Here is a 21079-nt window from a genome sequence, read left to right on the forward strand (position 1 = left end):
GTTTGGCCTTTTAATATGCCATCTTTTGGTATGGCGAATCGCGTAATTCAAAGCTTTGTACCGACATTTCTTGCACGTTGCGGCTAATATCAGCGCTAATATGCTTAGTACCTGATACATCAATAACTGCACCGGCATCTAGCACAATTCGACCTTTAGCCGCTTCAGTTGTGTTCTCTAAATCACTACTGGCTGTGAAATTGACTTTACCGCCATTAGCAACAATCGCCGAATCAGACTCCATGTGAATCGTATTAGCAACCGCCTCTAAATAAGATAAAGGTTGAGCCTGCTCATCAATCGCCGAACCACCGTCAGCATCGGCAATTATTTTAGTCTGGCTATTTTTACCAAAGGTCACCGTGCTGGCATAACCTGAGCCGTCACCACCATCGTCAGGACGATTCGTGTCAAAAGCGGCTAATGCATCGCCTTCTTTGCGCGCACCTTGTCTGGCTAATAAGCGAATAGAGCCGTTAACATCGACTGAGGTAGTCGCTGTGACGCGGCCCGATTGATTAACGGCAAAGCCCGCTAAAGTAATATTGCCTTGCCGGGTCGCAATTTCGCCTAAGTTAGTCACTTTACCGCCACTACCAACTTCGACAAGCAAACCGGCAAACGGCCCGTCATTTTCCGCTGGTTGCAAATAGACTTTATCTTGACTCGCCACCAAGATTAATTGCGCTTGTTTGCCGCCGGTAATCTTACCGGCATTTTCCACAGTTTGACCGGCTAAAATTAACCGGCCACCGTCAGCGACTTTTAACTGTCCACCCGCTTCGACTTGAATTTTGACATCTTTGCTAGCAATGTTAGGGGCTTCAGAGTTAACAAAAGCAGCATCGCCGTTCTCACTGGTATCAAACGTGGTCACAATACCTTGTTCAAACACTTCATCGCTGACGTTTTAACGTCGTCGCAACTAAGGTATTGACATCAACAACAGAATCTTTACCAAAAACAAAGCCATTTTTGTTATATAAATACACTTGACCATCAGCTGTTAGCTTACCGAGTATTTGACTTGGGTCTTGTTGAAAAATACGGTTTAATGCAATCGATGAGCTATTCTGTTGGTCAAAGTGCACAGTATTTTCTTTACCAATATTAAACTGCTCCCAGTTTAATATGACCTTATCCGTGTCTTGTTTGACGGTCATGTTCGTTCCATCGGAGCTCACCGAGGCCTGCCCCATCGTCGCCAGCACTTGCTTAGGAATTGGAAGCTCGGCATACACCCCAGGCGCGCCTACTATCATGCTACCTGCAATCGCCATGCGCACACAGGCCGACAACGGCGTCAAACGAAAGAAATCTTGATGAGTTGTAGGTTTAGCGAAACGACGTTGCTTGACCATAAGTTACCTTATATCAGTGTTTATCAATAAGAGAGAAAAGCGAGGCGGCTAGCCACTTAGCGAGATGCTGTTAATTTTAGCGCAAGAGCTAAATCGTTATGCCAGCATGGATGGCAAAGCTTCAAGCACGTCCCTGTGTTCTGTTTACCGGTAGTCACTACCAAAATGACTTTGTACTCATTCATCTGTACGGTTTTAGAAAGCGAGTAGAACAACCTGCCTTCTAAAAACTCTGTCGCCACATTAAAATGAACTTTAGCATCGCCTGCTTGCGAGTTTTCCAACGACAACAGCGGAAAGCCTATATCCAATACGCCGGATAAATATTTCCACATTTGGAAACGCATACCCAACCCCGTGCTTAACAAGCCGTAACGTTTAGGACTACCCGCTAAAACATGTTGATTCCAGCCCTGAGCACCATCGATAAACACCACCGCTTGCAATTTATCAATGGTATCCATACGGCCTGGATATAAATGCGGTGAGCGCAATTCTAGTGAACCAAACAACGCATCATCGGCTAGCGCTTCGGTTTCAAAATAACCGCGCACGTTTTGCATACCGCCTAAAGAAAATTGTTCGTTACTAATAAGTGGAGAATCCGAGAGTTGGCTATTCCAGCGCGTATTAACTTCCATACCCCAGGGTAAAGCATGAGTAAAACTAATTCCGCTAGTCAAAATCGTATAATTTGACTGAGCTAATAAGCGCTTATTTTCAAACTCAGCTTGGTTATTACCTAAACCACGCACCGAAAAGCTGGCACCTATATTAAATGATGTGAAGGATTGTTTGGTTTTATAAGACCCGCCGTATTGCACCATAAACGGTAAATAACTAATCGGCGTAACAATTGCGTCCGAACCCACTAGAAATAAATCTTCTCGAAAGTCTTTGTAATCGACGCCTAAAGTCAAACTATGGTAATAACTGTCAAAGGCAGGTAATGGCTTGACTAGCCGCGCACCGTATATTTCACCAATACCGACCACCGACAAAGCTCCAGCACTGGCAATTTGGGCATTAGACGAGGAACCGACGCCATAAAACGCTAACTTAGCATCACTATTAGGCAGCGGCAGCATATACGTGCCCGCCCAAACATCGACTTCTTCAGCGTTTTCAGGAGACACTTGATACATGAGCGAGGCACTATGAAATTTTTGCCATAGGTTATCGTAACGCACAGAAGACACTAAGCGTAATAAGCTGGTCGATGACGTGTTTCTGCCGTTTAATTCTATGCGTCCGTGTAATGGCAGTTCATCCTTAACTTTTAAATCCACTTCTAACGTACCTGGCGTATCGCCTGCACGTAATACTGGCGTAATTTTTCTATCTTTGCTTTGATTCGATAACGCCGCTAATTGCTCTTGCATTTTAGGCATGTTAGGCACATGCCCTTCGGCTAATTCAGGCACACCGGCTTTAATCGCGCCTAAGGCAAAATACTTAGCATCTTTGACGCGTAAGCGCGACACTTTGCCTTCTACCACTTGCAAATACACCACGCCGTTATCAACGTTTTTGCTCAGGAATATCGACTGCTACGGTTTGATAGCCTTTAGCGCGATATAAACCTTCTAAAGCATTGCGCGCTTTCTCAACGGTTTCAATCGTCCTTTTGGGGCCTAAAAAAGGATAAACCATCTTTTCTAACTCTTTACGCTCTAATAAGGTATTACCCTTAACGCGCAGTTCCCATAAATCGAAGCTAGGTGGTTGCTCGGTGGCAGTACTGGTTGGTTGATTCGGTTGAGAAGCTTGCTCAGCAACGCCGTATAAACAATGGCTGCTGAAAAAAGCAAAAGTGCTTAGTTGAATAAAAACTCTTAGCTTATCTGGGTTTATCGGCATGAGTTGTCGGGTCTGTTATCGCATTAAAGTTTAGCTGGTCGAGACGTCAGCTCAAAGACAAGGAATTGTAGGGGGGCCGTGTGAAAGTTTTATGACAATGTGTTTAAAACGGCAAAAACAAAACAAGCCAGTCGATTGCTCGACTGGCTTGTTGCACAACAAGTAACGAGTAGTAACTCGACTTACTTAACTTGAATACCTCTTGAAGTGCCTAAGTCGTAAACAGCTGGCATACGGCAGTTGTTGACGTCTTGCGCTTCGGTAGAACCGCTTTCAATGGTCGCATGGCTGAATGGGTTAACTGGTTTAGTTAAGCTAACTGCGCCGTTGCTAGCTGGATTATAGAAAAGAGGTGCTGCCATAAAGCCTGATTGTCCCCAAGTATGTTTTGCTGCTTTGTTAGTGGCAGACAACACGACTGGGTTACCGGCTGCTTTGATAATTTCGTTAATCAACGCTTTTTCGTTAGTATCAAAGACGTGGCTTTTGTTCGTTTGGAACGTTAACTCAACCCAATCTTTATATTTACCACGCGCAACTTTGTCTAACGTAGGCTCGATACCGTCGATTTTTACGAAACGCCAATCGCTAGTATTGGTGTTGTTTAATTCAGCGCCTTGTGCGCCTAACGCCCAACGCACACCATAAGTATTGCTGAATGAAGTACCGATGGTATCAACACCTTTATCCAACTCAGTCAAACATTCAGACACAGTACCTGAAGATGACATCGCATGAACTTGAGCAGTGTCGATAGATTCTGGTGTTGCACCCGTATCAGTAACCGGTGCTGAAGCAACGCTGTTGCACGGATAACCTAAGAACTTAACGGTTAATTGCGCGCCAGTACCAGAACCACTGGTTCTACGGCAAATATGTAAGCGGTCGCTACCTGGCTTATTAGCAGCAGAAGTGTTATCAAATAAGTTACCACCGGCAGGTAATTTAAATTGTCTCCATGACGTAATTTTACCGGTGAAAAATACTTGCGATTTGCGCTGAGCTTAACGATGGCATACAAGCTAATGATTCTTTACCAACGCAAGCGTTGCCAAGCTGTGCTTGTTGCAACGCATTACGCAGTTTTTTGAGTCACTGCCATACCAAAAATTTGCGTGGCAGCTGGCGTAACGTTTAATTTATCTAAATCGGCTTCGGTCACTTCAGCAAAACCCGCTGGCGTGTTATCACCACGGAATTGCAAAGGGTCTACGTCAGATACACCGAAGTCAGGAATTTTTTGAATTAGAAAACGCAGGGTTACCCGCAGTAAATGTGCAGTTAATTCTGGTAAATACAGAACCTGCGGTACCATCAGAAACTTTAGTACAGTTCGCTGCAGTATCGACTTTTAAGAAATCAATCGCCGCTTCTGCAATCACCGGCGCTACACCTTGCGCTGAACCACCGTTATCGCGCTTATATAATAATAAATTCGGTTTGCTCGCTGCTAAGCCGCTTAATGCCGAGTTTTTGGTGTTTAATTCACATAAATACGCTTTGTAATCTCTGCCTGCAGTCGCAGTATCTTGGAATTTATAGATTAATTTTGCCGAATCACAGATTCTATTCGCGGCTGGAATGCTTGAATTCAACAATAATTGCTCAACAAAGCCCGCCATAGCTGACGCGCCTGATAAATAAACTTCATAGGTTGTCGCCGTGTTAATAACGGGAATACCATTGCTATCAACGGTAATGGCTGCTTGAGCATTACCGCCAATCATCGCCGCTGTCACAGCAGCGCCTAATAATAATTTTTTCATGTTTGCCTCTTAAGTTGAATAACACATTGGTAAAACCTTTGCTCTTGTTATTCTTGCGGGTTTGTATGACCAAATCATGACAGTTTGGTTAAGGTTTAATGTCATGTCATACAAACCGATGACAAATGTGACTTGTCGTAATTCTGTAATATTTCTTGCTTATGCTTACCGGTTAAAACAAAAGGCTTAAACGACCGTCAAGGAAGTGATATGAATGAACTCAAACAAATTATTTCATTGCGCTTAGTCGAAAGCGACCGCGCGGCTGTGCAAGCGATTGCAGCTAGACTATTTGTTAGAGAATCAGATATTTATCGGTTTGCAATTAAACTTTTTATTACACCGATTCAGTTGTTTATTTGATGAAGCTTGCGTGGGTAGCGACTTATTGCCTGCGCTACTAGAAATCCGAACTGAGATTAGTCACAGCTTAGGCTTAAAAAGACACCATTTAGAAAAGATTATTAACTCCAATAATATCTACCCTGAAAAATATGTCGCGATGTCAGACGTTGAATTATTGTTATTACCACCCCATCTATTAAAACAACGCTTAACCAAACTTGATGAACAACAACGCGTTCATCTCGATGTAGAAACCTGGTTAAAACAGTATTTAACAGATAAATATCATTTAGATTGGCCTAGCACTGAAAAATGCGACTAAGCCTGTATTGGGTTACATTAAGCTTGCTTATAATCCAGCTGATTTTCTAAAAACCACGCATAGGTTTCTTTAAGCCCTTCCGCTAAGCCTATATGTGCTTGCCAACCCAAGGCGGTTAAACGCGAGATGTCTAGCAACTTACGTGGTGTACCATCGGGTTTACTGGTATCAAAGGTTAATTGCCCAGTAAAACCGGTGACATTAGCAAGTATTTCTGCCAATTCAGCAATACTGCAGTCAATCCCTGCCCCCACATTAATATGCGATAGCATAGGCTGAGTAATTGCGCTATAGGTTTGTTTATCGATATTCATGACATGCACACAAGCCGCCGCCATATCATCGACATGCAAAAATTCTCGCTTAGGTGTGCCACTACCCCAAATAAGCACCTCTTTAGCGTTTGATTGTACAGCGTCATAGAAACGCCGCATTAAAGCGGGAATAACATGGCTGTTATCAGGATGAAAATTGTCATGCGGCCCGTACAAATTAGTAGGCATTACCGAACGGTAGTCACGACCATGCTGACGGTTATAGCCTTCACATAATTTAATACCGGCAATTTTGGCGATAGCATAAGATTCGTTAGTCGGTTCTAGCGAGCTCGTTAGTAGCGCGTTTTCGCAAATGGGCTGCGGCGCATGGCGAGGGTAAATACAGCTTGAACCTAAAAACAGTAATTTCTCTATATTGGCTTGGTGCGCAGCCTGAATGACATTGCACTCTATGATTAAATTTTGATAAATAAAATCAGCGGGGTATGTGCTATTAGCCCATATTCCACCGACTTTTGCGGCTGCAAGATAAACTTGGTCGATGCGTTCTTGCAAAAAGAATGCGTTAACGTCTGCTTGCTGCGTTAAATCTAATTCGGCTCGTGTGCGGATGACGATTTCGTCAGCGTAATGCTGTGTTTGTAGTTGCCTAACCAGTGCTGACCCAACCATACCCTGATGTCCTGCGACGTATATTCTCATAGCTCTCACTCATCAAAATTCATAAGCCTTATCATCCTTTTTATTGGTCAAGGATTATTAGAAACGTGCTTTAGCGTCTTAATGCTATCAATTTCTATACGGCACAGCTAAAATTTTAACAACCGTATTTTCTTCGTTTCTTACCGATAAAAGCAACTAACATTGATGCGAGCAATAGAAATTATCAATCATCAGTTACATTGTGGTGAACGCGAGCCGCCTACACCTAACGCTGAGCAAGTATTAATCAAAGTTCATGCGGCGGGTGTTAATCGACCTGATGTTATGCAACGTAAAGGGCTTTATCCACCACCGCCTGGCGCGTCTGATATACCAGGGTTAGAAATAGCCGGCGTTATTGAAACAGTCGGTGTCAATGTCACTGAATTCAAACCTGGCGATGTGGTTTGTGCTTTAGTGACTGGTGGTGGTTATGCAGAGTATTGCCTTGCAAACCCCAGGCTATGTCTGCCTATTCCTGAGCATTGGTCATTTGTTGAAGCAGCATCGATTCCTGAAACTTATTTTACCGTTTGGAGTAATGTCTTTAATCGAGCTAAGCTTGACGCTAAGCAAACCTTATTAGTACATGGTGGTAGTAGTGGTATTGGTATAACTGCCATTCAGTTAGCTAAAGCCTTTGGCGCTCAGGTTTTTGTTACCGTAGGCAATGAGCTAAAACAACAGGCTTGCTTAGCATTAGGCGCTGATGCGGCGATTAATTACCGTAGCCAGGATTTTGTTGCTGAAATACTCAAGCTTACTGATAATAACGGCGTTAACGTTATTCTCGATATGGTTGGTGGGGATTATTGCGCACGCAATTTAACATGTTTGGCAATAGAGGGGACGCTAATACAAAATTGCGTTGCAGCAAGCTGTTAAAGCCGAAATAAATTTATTGCCTATTATGTTAAAGCGACTAACCTTAACCGGGTCAACCCTGAGAGCGCGTGATGATGCATTTAAAGTAGCTATTGCTAAACAATTAGCGCAACAGGTTTGGCCTTTATTCAATAGCGGTCACATCAAACCTATCATAGATAAGGTTTTTATCTTAGAAGAAGCGGCACAGGCTCACGATTATATGGAAAGCAGCCGACATATCGGTAAAATCATCTTAAAGGTATAACAGACAATGAACTATAACACGTTAATTTCAGCCACAGACTTACACGCCCAGCTAAACAATCCTGATTGGCTGATTGTGGATTGCCGGTTTCAGTTACAACAAACTGAAGTCGGTGCTTATGCGTATCGGCATGGTCATATCCCTTATGCCGTGTATATGCATTTAGAACAGGATTTATCGTCACCCGTAAAAGCCGGTACGGGACGCCATCCCTTGCCCGACTATCGTGTATTAAGCCAAAAATTAGGCGCACTAGGCGTTAACGTAAACACTCAAGTCGTCGCTTATGATGACGCAAGCGGCTTGTTTGCTGCGCGATTATGGTGGCTGTTACGCTATTTAGGTCATGAACGCGTTGCTGTATTAAACGGAGGCCTACGCGCTTGGCTACAACAAGGTTTAACACTCACGACGCAGCTACCCACACCTAAAACAGCTTGCATTTTTAGACCTTATTTAAACCCTCAACCATTGATTTCAGCAACCGAGTTACAAAACCGCATCGCACAGAAAAAAACTTGCTTAATCGACGCGCGTGCGGCCGAACGATATGCAGGGCATAGTGAGCCTATTGACCCGGTTGCAGGCCATATTCCTTATGCTCACAATCGCCCTACCTCATGTAATTTAGATAGAAATGGCTTATTTTTACCGGCTAATCAGTTAAAAGCTGAATTCAGTTATTTACTCGGAGCAGTTAATCCAGAGCAAACCGTACATTATTGTGGTTCTGGCGTGACAGCGTGTCATAACGTATTAGCAATGGAATATGCAGGGCTTAGAAATAGCCAACTCTATGCAGGCTCATGGAGTGAATGGATTACCGATAAAAATCGTCAAATCGTGGTAAACCACACTATAATCAACTCATACGCTTGAAGACAGTATGATTGCCTGCCATCATGTGCTTACTTTAACCCACTCCTCAACCTAAGTTTCGGCTTTCTTATGTCATTGCTGCCATCGTTTTTTAAAAACAACAAAAAAACCGAACAACCTATCGCTCAAATCGCTTCTGAAGAAATTTCAATTGCTAAGCTTAAAGAACTTATTCCAATTAGGAATTTTAGTGAAGAAAAATTACAAGCGTTTGCCACCGACTTAAAATCCGAAGTCTATGCTAAAGGTACTAAGCTGTTCAGTGTGGGGGAAAAAACGGACTCAGCCTTATACCTAATAAAAGGGCAAATTACCTTAGCCGACGAAAGTGGCAAAACCTATAATGTGGTTGAAGGCACCGCTAAATCGAGATTCCCGTTATCGAGCGGCGCAGTGCATACCACGACAGCGATTGCAGAATCCGATGTCAGCATTCTTAGGGTATCGCAAAAAATCATGTCTAGCCGTAGCGCGACAGGTAATCATTATTCTGAACTAGTGATTCCTGATTCGCTGGCTAATAATCAAATTTTGCAAGTCTTTTCTGAGCATTACGCTGAGGAAAAATTAGAACTTCCTAGCCTACCCGATGTAGCAATTAAACTGCGCAACGCGATACAACAAGACATCGGCGTTGCTGAGGCTGCCAAGATTATTCAGCTTGACCCTGTTATGTCAGCAAAATTAATCGAATTGGCGAATTGCCCGTTATATGTTTGCGCAAGCCCCGCTAAGTCATGTTTAGAAGCGATTAGTCGTATTGGCTTAAGTGCGACACGTAACTTAGTGATTAGCTTGAGTATTCATAACATTTTTAAAAGTAACTCGGTGTTGGTTAGAAAAATTTTAGATAAGATATGGAAACAAAGTATTTATATTTCGACGATTAGCTTTGTTTTAGCCAGTGTGACCAAGCAAGCTAAACCCGAAGAAGCGCTATTAGCCGGATTAGTGTGCGATTTAGGCGTTGTGCCGTTTATGTATTTCGTCGACCGCTTGCCCAAAGACCTTTATACCGAAGCGGATCTTAATAGCGCGATTAACTGTGTCAAAGGTCCTATCGGCTACAAAATTTTATTGGAGTGGGGGTTTTCTGATGAATTTATTAAAATCCCAATTTATTCAGATGATTGGTATCAAAACAATAGCCCGGAATTAAGCTTAACTGATATTGTTGTATTATCCCGTTTACACAGCGAAATGGGACGCACCGATTTAACTCATTTACCCGTGATTACCTCTATTCCTGCAGCGAGTAAGCTAAAAAATTATTCGTTATCGCCAGAAATGTCACTCAATATTTTGCATGAAGCTAAACAACAAATCAGCGACGCGTTAAAAGCGTTCTCGACATAACGTTTAGTTAAACATTTTTACACACAGCCTCTTCTAATGACCAATACCTTTGTTGCTAACACTTCAGAACCGGAACATATTGTCGGCATCAGTCAAAATTATTTATACGTGTTATCGGCAGCTAACGTCGTTAATACCCAGCAACACCATGACCGGCAACCAGCATACCTATCAATACAATGGCAGCCTGAACGACAAGCATTTTTTCAGGTATTACTACAAGGTAGAAACTTATTACCTAACGCTGATTTTAGCGCTTATCAAGCCAACGAGATTGTGGACTGGCAGATTAACGCGTCAAAACCTGCTGCAATAGGCGTGGATTTTTCCGAAAAATGGCGACTAGCAAATGGACATACTGCTTATTTATACGCCACGTTAGACGTAGAAAAGCCGATATTGTCGCTTAAACAACCAATTCCCGTCATTGCAAGCCCTGATTTTACTTATCAATTTTCCGGCTTCTTCGGTACCCATAGAGCCGAAGGTTGTGTTGTGTTAGAGTTTTTAGATGCTGAGCACAATAAACTCGCTGAAAAAACCTTGCGCATTACTAGCTCGACTAAACATTTAGGCGGAGCGGGGCTTGAAAACTACCATTTTATGCACTGGTCTATTAAACCGCCTAGCTCAACCGCTTGGGTGGGTATTCATATTACGCTAGGCGAAATCCAAGCGAGCGCGACCGATAGTTTTTTATTTATCAGCCATTTGTTTTTTGGCGTTAGTAATCCTAAGCAATTAACTCTTTGGGCACCTTATTCATCGGGTGCTGTACAATTAATTCATCAAGCCCATAAACCGTATTGGCGCGCCTTTGGCATTGCTGAACTACCCTGCTCTACTGTTAAACAAACCGTTGCGATTGATGTAGCCGGTCATCACTACGAATTAACACCTGAAATGGTTGAGATACCCGATTATCTGTGTGCTTCTAAACTTAACATCAGTGCGCAGTATATCGAGCGTCTATTCGATGCCCAGTTTTATGCTAAAAATCAAGGGAATAGCTTATGGCTCAGTGCTAATGCTGGCGAGTTGCTTAAGCATTACCAAACGTTAGGTTGGCAAATTAACCGCTCGCCATCACCGTATTTTGATGTCGCTTGGTATAAAGTTAATACCCCAGAATTAACACAACAGACGCTTGAACCACTAGAGCATTTTGTTAGCCAAGGTAGTGCAGCATTAAAGTCCCCTCACCCCTTATTCGACGCACGCTGGTACCACCAAACCTATTTAGCAAGTACCGAATTCGGTCAACATCCACTTTTGCATTATTTAGACTATGGCTGGCAACTCGGTTATCAACCTCACCCGTTATTTTGGACGCGCTGGTATGAACAACAATATTTGTCAGCCTATGCCGGAACTATAGACCCGTTTTATCACTTTTTAACCGAAGGCTGGCGTCAAGGCTTTAATCCTAACCCATTATTCGATATTGACTTTTACAGCAAGCACTATGGTGAAAGTCATCGTTTGCAACCGGATCCACTATCGCATTACATACACGTCGGGTGGCGGGAAAATTTACAACCGCATAGCTTGTTTGACCCGATTTATTACGCAATGCATAGCGGTTTTAACGTAGAACACGCCAAATTTTCTCCGCTACAAGATTTTCTTAGCTTTAAAGATTCAGTAAGCCCGCATCCGTTATTTGATAATGAATTTGTGCAAGAACAATTCGATAAGCCATTAACCTGCCAAGCACTTATCGCTTATTTAACCTTAGATAAGACGGCGCTTATTGACCCTAACCCATTTTTCTCAAAAAAGTATTATTACAAACACCGTAACGATAGCGAGCCATGTGAACAGGACGCGCTGATTGATTATTTAGAACGCGGTTGGAAAACCGCTCAACCGGTGCATCCGTTATTTAATGCGCGTTATTACGTTGAACACAACCCAAAAGCAAAAGGTTGTGTGCCATTGCAACATTATTTAGTGCATGGCTGGCTTAACGGCTTTAGCTGTCGTCCTAATGAAGACACTAAAGAGCTAAACGCCTAAAAAACTCGCAAGTACTCGAATCGTTTTTAATATGCCTGACGATAGGCTATTAGTTGTACCAAACGCCGCTATTCAACAAAACCCGCGTATTGGCGTGTTTGCACATATTTTTTATCCTGATTTATGTGAGGAAATGCTAACGGCCTGCAATCATATTCCAGGCAATTGCCGAGTCTTTATCAGTACTGACACTTTGATAAAAGCTAAAGAAATTAGCGTTTATTGTGAGCAATTCTCTAAGCATCCTTTTGAAATTCGCGTATTACCTAATCGTGGTCGTGATATTGCGCCGATGATTTGTGGCTATAGAGATAGGATTAACGAAGTCGATTATGGCGTACATATTCATTCTAAACGCTCTAGCCATTTTAGAAGCTCATTTGCAGACGGTTGGCGTAAACACGGTATTTACGGCAACTTAGGCAGTACCGAACTAGTGCAGAACATCTTAACCGTGTTAGCCGATGAACGGATTGGTGCGTATGCGCCAGACCATTACGAGGCGATAAGACCCGCTGTACAGTGGACAGGTAATTTTTCTACCGTGAAACAACTGCTGGAATTAGCTGGTGAAGATATCAGCAAAGACCATCACTTAGATTTTCCATCCGGCTCTATGTTTTGGTTTAAAACCAAAGCGTTAAAACCATTACTGGATTTAAAGCTAAGACCGTTTCATTTTGAAGCGGAGCAAGGCCAAACGGACAATACCTTAGCCCATGCGCTTGAACGCAGCTTGTTTTATTTTGTTGAAATCGCTGGTTTTGCTTGGATAATGGGTAAACGCGTCAGTGGTGCGGCAGCGGCAGACAGCGTGTTAATGCTACAAGCACCTGGATTTAATCTTAACCATGTGGCTAACCGCATTTTTCCAACCAATAAGGAACTGGGCGGCTTACGACGCTATTTTGGCAACTGCACCCGCTTTTTAGCCAGACCTAGTTTAATCACTAAACCTAGAATCAACTTATTGCTACCTACCCTAAACCAGGGACAAGGTCATATTGACATTGACTCGGCACTCGCTTTATTCAACGCGATTAAACACGCATTAGGCGATGGCGTTGATGCCAGAATCATTACGACAGACGTCTCGCCAGAACAATTATTTAATCCGCCGGAAGGTTATCAGCTCACCACGCCGCATGATAAAGACCAAGCCGGTGTTAATAACATTGCCGACGCCGCACAACGTTTTCGCTTTCCATTTTTTGTACGGAAAACGGATATTTTTATTGCGACAGCCTGGTGGACGGCCACCCATGCGCTGGATTTATTAAGCCAACAAGACGCATTATTTGGTGTGCAAACACGGCAGTTTGTTTATTTTATTCAAGACGTAGAACACAGCTATTATCCGTGGTCTAGCTTATCGACTTGGGCTGAGCAAAGTTATAAACATCCCGATAAAATCATACCGGTTTTTCAAACCGAGATGGTTTCCGATTATTTTCGCCAACACGACTATTTTAATCACGGCTATGTAGTCTACCCAGCGATGAATCTAGCGATTAAAAGCGCTATTACCTATCAAGCCAACAAAGAAAAGCTGGTTTTACTGTTAGTGAGACCCCATATTGAGCGCTTTAATACGCCGTTTATTGACGTTATGATTCGCACAGCTATTGATGCTGACCCGGTATTTTGGTCAGATTGGCGCTTTATAGCGCTAGGTGACCATATTAGCGCGACCACTTTTAAAACCGCCATAGAAGTAGACGTTATTGGCGAAGTATCGCCGCAACAATACGCCGGTTTAGCGTCTAAAGCCGCATTAGGTGTTGCGCTAATGGCTTCACCGCAACCGAGTTATACCGCATTAGAATTAGCCGAAGCAGGTGTATTGGTGTTGACTAACGCGTATGCCAATAAAAACATGGCGTTATTACATGACAATATCACTAGTTTTGAAAAATTTGATGTTGTAGACGCCAGCCAACAACTTAAGCGCATGGCTGAGCATTGGTTAACTAACCCCACGCAAGGCTGGCAAGGACAGGCGCATATTAATTGGTTTTACGATAATGCCGCGATAACAACGGCTAAAGCTGCTGAAATTGCTAAAGAAATTCAAGCGAAGCTCATTCAATAAACAGAATACCCTCTTAAGACGAGCCAGTACCAAATCGTAAGCATTAGCAGCAGGGAGGCCTGCTGCTAACGCGTAAAGACACGTATTTACCGCGCCTTACACTCCAAATTATCCGCCCAAACTAGCGTCTGACATTTTGTTGTTGCAATTCGATGCGCAAACGCGCGACTTCTGAGTGACTCATTCCTGTTTTAGCGGCAATAGTCGCATCATCCAACACGTCCAGCAATTGGCGCGCAACGTCCAAAATACCTGCGACTCGCCCTTCTTCCCGCCCTTGAATTCGCCCTTCTTCTCTACCTACACTAAGACCTCGCTGTTCAGCCAACATTAACGCCCCGCGTTGATCTTGAATAAACATTTCGCGGCGTTCTTGGTCTTCCAGTTCTTCCGGCGTTAGCCCAGCTTTGTTGGCAATACCAAAGGCATGGGCGATGGCCGGCTCTTGGGCTAAAATAGGTGGCACCGTGTTTAGATCGGGAGCGCTTTTTAGAAAATACAACCATTTGTCTAATACAGTCGCCAGTTCATTTTCCGACAAAGTAAACTTAGGCAGTTCGGCAAACACGAGTTCTAAATCGTCTTGGTAAATACTTGGCTTGGCTTCGGCCCGTAGTTTGAAGCGGTTGACCACATCAGGCAACTCGCTAAACATGGTGAAGTCCGCGATCGTAACGGCGATGACGGCGCTTAACAGGTGATAGTCTTCGCCACGTTGAATCTGGTTTGCATAAGCTTTGCAGGCGTTATAGAGAATGCGCTTTTCAAAACCAGCAACGTTTTAATACTTGCATTTCGACGATATAAGAACGTCCTTGTTCGTCCTTAACACGCACGTCCAAATAAGTGTCTTTCATGCCCTGGATTTTGGGCGCTAAATAAGGATCGAGGATTTGCACGTCTTCAATACAATAAGGGTGTGTTAGCCCTAAAATTGCATTCAGAAAGCTGAGTAAAATATCGCGGCTTTGTTCAGAGCCGAAAATTTTCTTGAAAGCAAAGTCAGTTTTGGGATTGAGAAAGCGCATGACGGTCTCCGATTTGAAGCATACGGCTATTCTAGCCGATAAGTGTCAAACGGGTTATTGCTGTATCATGAACTTAGTGATTATCAAGCAGCTTTCTATAACAATGTTTGCTACGCGCTTTAGCTTCACTTTGATAAAGATTGCTTATCCCGACACTGCCACATTTCGGTAGCCAATTCATGCGCTTGTTGTTGCGTATCGGCTTTAGCTAATAATTTAAGTGCTATGGCTGCCGTACCAATGACTGATGCTTCGGCATAGTCATCGGTTAACACGCCTTGCCATAGTTTTGCTAAGTCCTCAGGATTTAATTGCTCGGGCTTAATATGTCTGCGGGTAAACAGCATAGGCCAAGTTTCATCTGATAGCTCGCCTAAATGTACGCTTTGCACTAAACAATCCATATCAGGATTGCGTTCAGTTTCACCGCCCTCGCCTTTTAAAACCGCCATGTGCGGCTGTTTAAGCAAGGCTGCCGCATGCTGGTGTACAGCCCGGTAACTCGGATGAAAAATGCCTTGAATACTGTAATCAGCATTAAATGGGTTTAATAAGCGTACTAAAGTATGCACCGGTGAGCGCAACCCTAAAATGGGTCTTAACTCGATAATCTCATCTAATTTTGGGCAAAAATGCGCTAGCGATAAATAGCTAAATGACTGTTGCTGTAATTGCAAACTGGCTTCAGCTATAGAATGAGCAGGTTCTAAGCCTAAAAACGTTAACATGTGTTCGGTATATAACCGACCTGCCGAATGGCCGCTGGCCCCGTGCATAAATACTTTAATACCGTTACTGGCTAATAGTAACGCCGATAAGATAAACCACGGTAATTGTCTACGCTTACCGGCATAGCTAGACCAATCCAAATCAACGGTTACGTCGTTAACCACCGGAAAACTATTCCTAGCCGCACTAACAAAACCCGCTAACTCTTCTGGAGTTTCTTCTTTTACCCGCATCAGCATTAAAAATGCGCCTAACTGCACAGGTAACACCTCGTCGTTTAAAATCATTGAAAACGCGCGGTACGCTTCATCTTGGGTTAATGGCCTAGAGCCTTTCTTGCCTTTGCCTAAAATGCGTACATATTCGGCAAAAGGATGCTCTTGGTAAGGTGTTTGTTCGTGATGGCGAGATTGCTTCATAACGTAAATAAAAAATAATGATCGACTAACAACACGGCAAACAATGCTGTGATATAAACAATAGAATAAGCAAACGTCTGCATAGCGGTTTTATTGGTTTTAGTCTTCATCATTAATAACGCTAACACAATAAACCCAATACTTAATGGCAACGCAAACCCTAAATAAATTAAACCACTCATACCCGTTAAATAAGGTAATAAGCTAGCAATTAGTAATAAGACGGTATAAAGCAAGATTTGTAAGCGGGTAAATTCGACACCGTGCGTCACGGGCAACATAGGAATATTGACTTTAGCGTATTCTTCACGTCTAGCAATCGCCAACGCCCAAAAATGTGGCGGTGTCCAGACAAAAATAATTAACACTAACAATAGCGCATAGGCATCAATAGTATTGGTAATTGCACACCAACCTAATAAAGGTGGTGTGGCACCAAAAAAACCACCAATCACAATGTTTTGTGGCGTCGCACGTTTTAAATACAAAGTATAAACAATCGCGTAACCAAATAACGACACAAAGGTTAAAACAGCTGTTAAGGGATTAACTAATAAAACCAAAATCAGCATCGACAACAAACCTAATATCACTGCAAACACTAACACATTAGCCACCGTCAATTGTCCTTTAGGCAAAGGTCTGTTTTCAGTTCGGCTCATTTGCGCATCGGCTTTGCGGTCAATGAAATGATTAATGGCAGCCGCTGATGATGCAGCTAAAGCAATGCCGATAATACCATAAACAACCGTTGCAATAGGTGGCATACCCGGAGATGCCAGCAACATGCCGACAAATGCCGTAAACAACATTTCCAAAACCACATTAGGTTTACACAATGTTAAATAGTTTTTCCAAGAAATAGCACTAGACTGAGACATTACAGTAATCCGATTAAACAATCCTGGGCATGATACCTTGAAGTGCTCAATATATGAATAGCGCAATACTGATTGTAATCATCAAAACTCTTAAGCAATGTCTATGAAATAACATCTACACAAGGTTCGTGCCTCATTGCTAAGCGTTATCAAGGCTTGGTGTATATTTCATTAGATTCATACTCTGTTCAATAGAAACTCGTATTCAAGCCGGTACTTGGCACGATTCCAAGGCCTCCAGCATACTTTGCTTAGGTAGATTACGGCCAATGAAGACAAGGCTGGATGACTTATTTTCACCTGCTTGCCACGGATTACCGAAGTTTTCCGTCATCAGCATATGCACACCTTGGTATATGACTTTTTTTGTCGCAACCGGCAATATTTAAAATGCCTTTATAGCGTAATAAATCATTGCCATAGTCGCGAATCATGATGTCCAAAAACGCTAATATTCGTGCAGCATCTAACTCTCGCTCAGTACTAAATACGAACGAGCTAATGTCGTCTTCATGTTCATGGCTGATGTCTGTCAGAAAATCCGGTTCAATTTTTAAAATGTCATCGAGATTAAAGCCATCAATGTCGAGAATGTCATGCAATTCGGTTTCGCCAAAGTGTACGCGTTTTATAGGTGCTCTAGGATTCATTGTCCTTAAACGAGCTTCCAAATCGGCAACGATTTCAGATGCTGCAATATCAGTTTTGGATAGCAAAATACGGTCGGCAAAGCCAACTTGTTCTTGTGCCTCATGATGTTCTTGCAATTGCATAGGCGCGTGTACAGCATCGACTACGGTGACGATAGCATCGAGCTTGTAGTTTTCTGCGATGTCTTGATCAATGAAAAAAAGTTTGCGCGACCGGTGCCGGGTCAGCTAGGCCAGTGGTTTCGATAATCACCCGCTCAAAGTGAATCTCACCACTTTCGCGACGCTCAGACAATTCGCCCAGGATGCGTACCAAGTCGCCGCGCACCGTACAACAAATGCAACCATTATTCATAGTAACGATTTGCTCGTCGGCTTGTACTAAGAGTTCGTTATCAATGCCCGTTTCACCAAATTCGTTTTCAATGACTGCAATACGTTTACCGTGATGTTCGGTCAGGATACGGTTCAATAAGGTGGTTTTACCAGCACCGAGAAAGCCAGTTAAAATGGTGACAGGTACGGGGTAGTTTAGTTTTGGACTTAACATCATAGTGCATCTCCTAAAAATTATTCGGTATGAACGGCAGATTTTCTAAATCGCTTAAATCTACCTACAGCGGTTTTACTCGTTCGATGAGTGCGTAAGCAGAATGATTGTGTATGGACTCAAAGTTTTCCGATTCAACTGTATACGCTTGAATGCGTGTTTCAGCCTCTAACCTGGCAGCCACATCGCGCACCATATCTTCGACAAATTTAGGGTTATCGTAGGCGTATTCGGTGACATATTTCTCGTCCGGCCGCTTTAGCAAACCATAGACGGGTGATGATGCTTGGGATTCTACTAACGCAATGAGTTCTTCAATCCAGATGAATTCATTGGCCGATATAGTAATCGTGACATGCGAACGCTGATTGTGAGCGCCGCGTTCGGAAATTTCCTTAGAACACGGGACACAGACTAGTCACTGGAACCACGATTTTTACTTTAGTTTGACAGCCTATTTTGTCGATTTCGCCAATAAAACTGACCTGATAGTCTAGTAAACTACGCACGCCGCTCACCGGCGCAGATTTTTCGACGAAATATGGAAAGCGCATTTCGATATAACCCGATTCGGCCTGTAATCGGCTCAGCATCTCGTTTAACATGCTGGGGAATGAAACAACGCTAATCTCTCGATCATAGCTATTCAATATTTCCACAAAACGCGACATGTGGGTGCCTTTAAAGTCATGAGGCAGATTCACATACATATCAAAACGTGCGACAGTGTGTTGTTCACCGCAACTCTTATCCTTCACCCGTACCGGATGCAGGATGTCTTTGATACCAACTTTATCGATAGCAATACAGCGGCTATCAGCACGTCCTTGAATGTCTTCGATAGCACAAGTATTCACTGGATTACCTCGTTATAACAGAAACAAGTAGTAGCATGGTGTAAAACGTAAGTACTCATACTGTTAGCTTAGATTAACGGTTTGCGACGTTACGGAAACGTTGGTTATCGTCGCGATGAAAAGTGACATCGTCAATTTTGAAATTGCTTAGTTTCAAACTATAAAAGTGATTAAAGTGGTTTTGTATATCTCGCTCTATCCGTGAATCATAATGTGGATGAACTATCTGAGCATTACCGGCAGGGCTAGCAATCACGCCACCCTCTTTTACCACTAAATGACCATTTTTGAATACAAAGGCCGCGTTAGCGAACATGGCCCGATAATCAGTTTTTGTTTGATTGAAATAGGTGCCTGGCAGTTGCTCGACAGCACTGTATCCATGTGGGTTATAGATAGCGACGTCAGCAATGGCTCCAGGCGATAAGTGACCGCGATCATGCAAACCTAACAAACGCGCCGCTGCAGAGCGAGTCATTAGCGCAATTTCACTTAAGGTAAATTCTCGGTTCAGACTAGGTAATAAAGTAAGTTTTAATGCTTCTTGATTCAAACCCGCCATATAAGCTTGCCGATAGTCAGCATCCATAAGTAAACGAATCAATTCTGGATAGGCAGTGAAGGGCGCACCGTTAGGATGATCGGTAGTGAAAAATAGTCGTTCCGGTGCTTCTGCCAGCAAAAATAGCTCAAGACCAATCGCCCATTGTAAGGTATTGACGAAGCTGTTTTCTCGATAATGATAAGGCACCACACCGCCAGAGCCTTCACATTCAGCATCCCACATGACCCATTTGCTAGGACTGGCATCGCGGTGACGGCTGTACTGAGCAATCACGTCCCCAGAGATGGTGACAGTCTGACCAAACAGCACTTGACCAACATCCATAGTAATGTTGGGATGACGATTGAAGACTTCTAATAATTTGGCTGCCGCAGAGGAAAAGCCTTTACTGCCCTCGTTCCCGTAAGCATAAAACTGTACATGGGCTAAGTGCATAGGTAAGCCTTGCGCAGCCTCCATAGTGGCAACGATAGTATCAATATTGCCTGGAACCCCTAAATTATTACAATGCACATGCACTGGATGCGGCACGCCAAGTTGGCAAACAGCAGTTTGCAGTATTTGCAGAATCTGACGCGAACTAACACCGTATTCTGGCACGATGTCATCCAAATCAAATTGACGCACATTGCTTTTAAAAGCATTGGCTCCCCCTGCATTAATCACTTTCAGACCTAAAGCGCGAGTGGTGTGTAAAGTCCAAGCCACATAATCATTTATTTGCTGTTGACTGGCTTTGGCTCGTATTAAACGCAACAATAAATCGTCATTTCCCAATATCGCCAACGCCGCAGTGTCTAATATCGGTATATCGGCCATCTGTAAATGCACATCTAATGCATTAACTGGCAACATGGCAGGTTCCACCACTGTGGTATAACCCATTCGTGCGTAGCGATAGCCCGTGTCAGTCGTTGACCACTTTGCGGTCGAAAACGGCTGGTTTAAACGCCTAGCCATGTGGTTGCGGTGCTGCTCAGGTAGCAGTAGCCTGGCTGTATTGACATTACCGCCCGCGATGTGGCTATGAATATCGACAGCACCGGCCATAACGACTAGGCCTGTCAAGTCGTAAACAGCATCGAATTTAGTATCAGGACTAGGAGCATTTGTCATGCGTCCATCTTGAATATACAAATCTCGCTGTTCGCCATGCAGATTCTGAACGGCATCATAAACAAAGCCATTTTGCAGTTTAATTAACATAAGGTTTAATTAACATAAGGTTTAATTAACATAAGGTTGGTAGCAAAAACTTAAACAGTTTGTCGTCTATTAATTCACCGGT

24 protein-coding genes and 1 pseudogene are annotated in these 21079 nt (G+C 43.2%); 8 read left to right on the forward strand and 17 right to left on the reverse strand.

All coding sequences use genetic code 11. From position 1 onward, the window contains the following. Positions 1–10: 10 nt before the first annotated feature. The 7 genes from VZ94_RS07220 to VZ94_RS07240 form a co-directional block, all read right to left on the reverse strand. The gene (locus VZ94_RS07220; protein WP_045778719.1) at positions 11–895 is read right to left on the reverse strand and encodes a hypothetical protein; all 885 of its coding nucleotides are present in this window, start codon (positions 893–895) and stop codon (positions 11–13) included. Between the two features lies 1 nt (position 896). Continuing rightward, positions 897–1361 (reverse strand): two-partner secretion domain-containing protein, encoded by a 465-nt coding sequence (locus tag VZ94_RS07225; protein ID WP_045778720.1) that lies wholly within the window; start codon positions 1359–1361, stop codon positions 897–899. Between the two features lie 56 nt (positions 1362–1417). Next, a complete protein-coding gene (locus tag VZ94_RS07230) occupies positions 1418–2860 on the reverse strand; it encodes a ShlB/FhaC/HecB family hemolysin secretion/activation protein (RefSeq protein ID WP_239649719.1) in 1443 nt (480 codons plus the stop codon). Positions 2861–2882: 22 nt separating this feature from the next. Continuing rightward, entirely contained in the window at positions 2883–3221 is a 339-nt protein-coding gene (locus VZ94_RS28315) for a POTRA domain-containing protein (RefSeq protein ID WP_239649717.1), read from the reverse strand. Positions 3222–3403: 182 nt separating this feature from the next. After that, complete coding sequence (locus VZ94_RS07235) at positions 3404–3952, reverse strand: hypothetical protein (protein ID WP_045778721.1); 549 nt, start codon at positions 3950–3952, stop codon at positions 3404–3406. 344 nt (positions 3953–4296) lie between these two features. Then, a complete protein-coding gene (locus tag VZ94_RS30380; protein WP_275575163.1) occupies positions 4297–4425 on the reverse strand; it encodes a hypothetical protein in 129 nt (42 codons plus the stop codon). A 25-nt stretch (positions 4426–4450) separates the two neighbouring features. Next, on the reverse strand, positions 4451–4987 hold the full coding sequence (locus tag VZ94_RS07240) for a hypothetical protein (protein WP_045778722.1): 537 nt from the start codon (positions 4985–4987) through the stop codon (positions 4451–4453). 210 nt (positions 4988–5197) lie between these two features. Between VZ94_RS07240 and VZ94_RS25830 the strand changes: the two genes are divergently transcribed. After that, positions 5198–5350 carry a hypothetical protein gene (locus VZ94_RS25830; RefSeq protein ID WP_157844871.1) on the forward strand — a complete coding sequence of 51 codons (153 nt, stop codon included), beginning with the start codon at positions 5198–5200 and terminating at the stop codon, positions 5348–5350. 10 nt (positions 5351–5360) lie between these two features. After that, positions 5361–5654 carry a hypothetical protein gene (locus tag VZ94_RS22435; protein WP_052700297.1) on the forward strand — a complete coding sequence of 98 codons (294 nt, stop codon included), beginning with the start codon at positions 5361–5363 and terminating at the stop codon, positions 5652–5654. Positions 5655–5671: 17 nt separating this feature from the next. Here VZ94_RS22435 and fcl read toward each other — a convergent pair whose 3' ends face one another. Beyond that, a complete protein-coding gene (gene fcl / locus VZ94_RS07250; protein WP_045778723.1) occupies positions 5672–6634 on the reverse strand; it encodes a GDP-L-fucose synthase in 963 nt (320 codons plus the stop codon). A gap of 165 nt (positions 6635–6799) precedes the next feature. Between fcl and VZ94_RS07255 the strand changes: the two genes are divergently transcribed. The 6 genes from VZ94_RS07255 to VZ94_RS07275 all read left to right on the forward strand — a co-directional run bounded on the left by VZ94_RS07255 (position 6800) and on the right by VZ94_RS07275 (position 14112). Continuing rightward, on the forward strand, positions 6800–7519 hold the full coding sequence (locus tag VZ94_RS07255; RefSeq protein WP_338040296.1) for an NAD(P)H-quinone oxidoreductase: 720 nt from the start codon (positions 6800–6802) through the stop codon (positions 7517–7519). After that, complete coding sequence (locus tag VZ94_RS31820; protein ID WP_338040294.1) at positions 7503–7766, forward strand: zinc-binding dehydrogenase; 264 nt, start codon at positions 7503–7505, stop codon at positions 7764–7766. The genes VZ94_RS07255 and VZ94_RS31820 overlap by 17 nt, the downstream gene beginning before the upstream one ends. A gap of 6 nt (positions 7767–7772) precedes the next feature. After that, the gene (locus VZ94_RS07260; protein WP_045778724.1) at positions 7773–8645 is read left to right on the forward strand and encodes a sulfurtransferase; all 873 of its coding nucleotides are present in this window, start codon (positions 7773–7775) and stop codon (positions 8643–8645) included. 69 nt (positions 8646–8714) lie between these two features. Beyond that, complete coding sequence (locus tag VZ94_RS07265) at positions 8715–10001, forward strand: HDOD domain-containing protein (protein WP_045778725.1); 1287 nt, start codon at positions 8715–8717, stop codon at positions 9999–10001. A gap of 36 nt (positions 10002–10037) precedes the next feature. Next, complete coding sequence (locus VZ94_RS07270) at positions 10038–12020, forward strand: hypothetical protein (RefSeq protein ID WP_045778726.1); 1983 nt, start codon at positions 10038–10040, stop codon at positions 12018–12020. A gap of 31 nt (positions 12021–12051) precedes the next feature. Then, positions 12052–14112 (forward strand): rhamnosyltransferase WsaF family glycosyltransferase, encoded by a 2061-nt coding sequence (locus VZ94_RS07275; RefSeq protein ID WP_045778727.1) that lies wholly within the window; start codon positions 12052–12054, stop codon positions 14110–14112. Positions 14113–14233: 121 nt separating this feature from the next. Here the strand turns inward: VZ94_RS07275 and VZ94_RS07280 are convergent, their stop codons facing one another. From VZ94_RS07280 to VZ94_RS07305, 9 genes and pseudogenes are all read right to left on the reverse strand, one after another. Further along, positions 14234–14869 (reverse strand): Rpn family recombination-promoting nuclease/putative transposase, encoded by a 636-nt coding sequence (locus VZ94_RS07280; protein ID WP_204369076.1) that lies wholly within the window; start codon positions 14867–14869, stop codon positions 14234–14236. Between the two features lie 7 nt (positions 14870–14876). After that, positions 14877–15140: an Rpn family recombination-promoting nuclease/putative transposase gene (locus tag VZ94_RS30385; RefSeq protein ID WP_204369074.1), complete on the reverse strand. Its 264-nt coding sequence runs from the start codon at positions 15138–15140 to the stop codon at positions 14877–14879. A gap of 125 nt (positions 15141–15265) precedes the next feature. Next, positions 15266–16288 (reverse strand): glycosyl transferase family protein, encoded by a 1023-nt coding sequence (locus tag VZ94_RS07285; RefSeq protein WP_045778728.1) that lies wholly within the window; start codon positions 16286–16288, stop codon positions 15266–15268. Further along, positions 16285–17169, reverse strand: coding sequence for a heme o synthase (gene cyoE, locus VZ94_RS07290; RefSeq protein WP_045778729.1), 885 nt, complete (start codon positions 17167–17169; stop codon positions 16285–16287). The genes VZ94_RS07285 and cyoE overlap by 4 nt, the downstream gene beginning before the upstream one ends. A gap of 205 nt (positions 17170–17374) precedes the next feature. Continuing rightward, the gene (locus tag VZ94_RS30390) at positions 17375–17509 is read right to left on the reverse strand and encodes a CobW C-terminal domain-containing protein (protein ID WP_338040295.1); all 135 of its coding nucleotides are present in this window, start codon (positions 17507–17509) and stop codon (positions 17375–17377) included. Further along, on the reverse strand, positions 17484–18047 hold the full coding sequence (locus VZ94_RS28320) for a CobW family GTP-binding protein (protein WP_338040297.1): 564 nt from the start codon (positions 18045–18047) through the stop codon (positions 17484–17486). Before VZ94_RS28320 ends, VZ94_RS30390 begins: the two co-directional genes overlap by 26 nt. Then, the gene (locus VZ94_RS28325; protein WP_239649718.1) at positions 18010–18372 is read right to left on the reverse strand and encodes a CobW family GTP-binding protein; all 363 of its coding nucleotides are present in this window, start codon (positions 18370–18372) and stop codon (positions 18010–18012) included. Before VZ94_RS28325 ends, VZ94_RS28320 begins: the two co-directional genes overlap by 38 nt. A 61-nt stretch (positions 18373–18433) precedes the next feature. Next, a pseudogene (folE2, locus tag VZ94_RS07300) lies at positions 18434–19226 on the reverse strand (GTP cyclohydrolase FolE2). A 73-nt stretch (positions 19227–19299) separates the two neighbouring features. Further along, a complete protein-coding gene (locus VZ94_RS07305) occupies positions 19300–20997 on the reverse strand; it encodes a formylmethanofuran dehydrogenase subunit A (RefSeq protein ID WP_045778730.1) in 1698 nt (565 codons plus the stop codon). Between the last annotated feature and the right edge of the window lie 82 nt (positions 20998–21079).

Source organism: Methylocucumis oryzae, assembly GCF_000963695.1.
GTDB lineage: Bacteria > Pseudomonadota > Gammaproteobacteria > Methylococcales > Methylomonadaceae > Methylovulum > Methylovulum oryzae.

Excerpts from the sequence above, each read along its gene's own strand:
- VZ94_RS07225 (WP_045778720.1), bottom strand. The coding sequence starts at position 1,361 with ATGGTCAAGCAACGTCGTTTCGCTAAACCTACAACTCATCAAGATTTC.
- VZ94_RS28315 (WP_239649717.1), bottom strand. The coding sequence starts at position 3,221 with ATGCCGATAAACCCAGATAAGCTAAGAGTTTTTATTCAACTAAGCACT.
- VZ94_RS07235 (WP_045778721.1), bottom strand. The coding sequence starts at position 3,952 with ATGTCATCTTCAGGTACTGTGTCTGAATGTTTGACTGAGTTGGATAAA.
- VZ94_RS07240 (WP_045778722.1), bottom strand. The coding sequence starts at position 4,987 with ATGAAAAAATTATTATTAGGCGCTGCTGTGACAGCGGCGATGATTGGC.
- VZ94_RS25830 (WP_157844871.1), top strand. The coding sequence starts at position 5,198 with ATGAATGAACTCAAACAAATTATTTCATTGCGCTTAGTCGAAAGCGAC.
- fcl (WP_045778723.1), bottom strand. The coding sequence starts at position 6,634 with ATGAGAATATACGTCGCAGGACATCAGGGTATGGTTGGGTCAGCACTG.
- VZ94_RS07255 (WP_338040296.1), top strand. The coding sequence starts at position 6,800 with ATGCGAGCAATAGAAATTATCAATCATCAGTTACATTGTGGTGAACGC.
- VZ94_RS07260 (WP_045778724.1), top strand. The coding sequence starts at position 7,773 with ATGAACTATAACACGTTAATTTCAGCCACAGACTTACACGCCCAGCTA.
- VZ94_RS07265 (WP_045778725.1), top strand. The coding sequence starts at position 8,715 with ATGTCATTGCTGCCATCGTTTTTTAAAAACAACAAAAAAACCGAACAA.
- VZ94_RS07270 (WP_045778726.1), top strand. The coding sequence starts at position 10,038 with ATGACCAATACCTTTGTTGCTAACACTTCAGAACCGGAACATATTGTC.
- VZ94_RS07275 (WP_045778727.1), top strand. The coding sequence starts at position 12,052 with ATGCCTGACGATAGGCTATTAGTTGTACCAAACGCCGCTATTCAACAA.
- VZ94_RS30385 (WP_204369074.1), bottom strand. The coding sequence starts at position 15,140 with ATGCGCTTTCTCAATCCCAAAACTGACTTTGCTTTCAAGAAAATTTTC.
- VZ94_RS07285 (WP_045778728.1), bottom strand. The coding sequence starts at position 16,288 with ATGAAGCAATCTCGCCATCACGAACAAACACCTTACCAAGAGCATCCT.
- cyoE (WP_045778729.1), bottom strand. The coding sequence starts at position 17,169 with ATGTCTCAGTCTAGTGCTATTTCTTGGAAAAACTATTTAACATTGTGT.
- VZ94_RS30390 (WP_338040295.1), bottom strand. The coding sequence starts at position 17,509 with ATGCTGATGACGGAAAACTTCGGTAATCCGTGGCAAGCAGGTGAAAAT.
- VZ94_RS28325 (WP_239649718.1), bottom strand. The coding sequence starts at position 18,372 with ATGATGTTAAGTCCAAAACTAAACTACCCCGTACCTGTCACCATTTTA.
- VZ94_RS07305 (WP_045778730.1), bottom strand. The coding sequence starts at position 20,997 with ATGTTAATTAAACTGCAAAATGGCTTTGTTTATGATGCCGTTCAGAAT.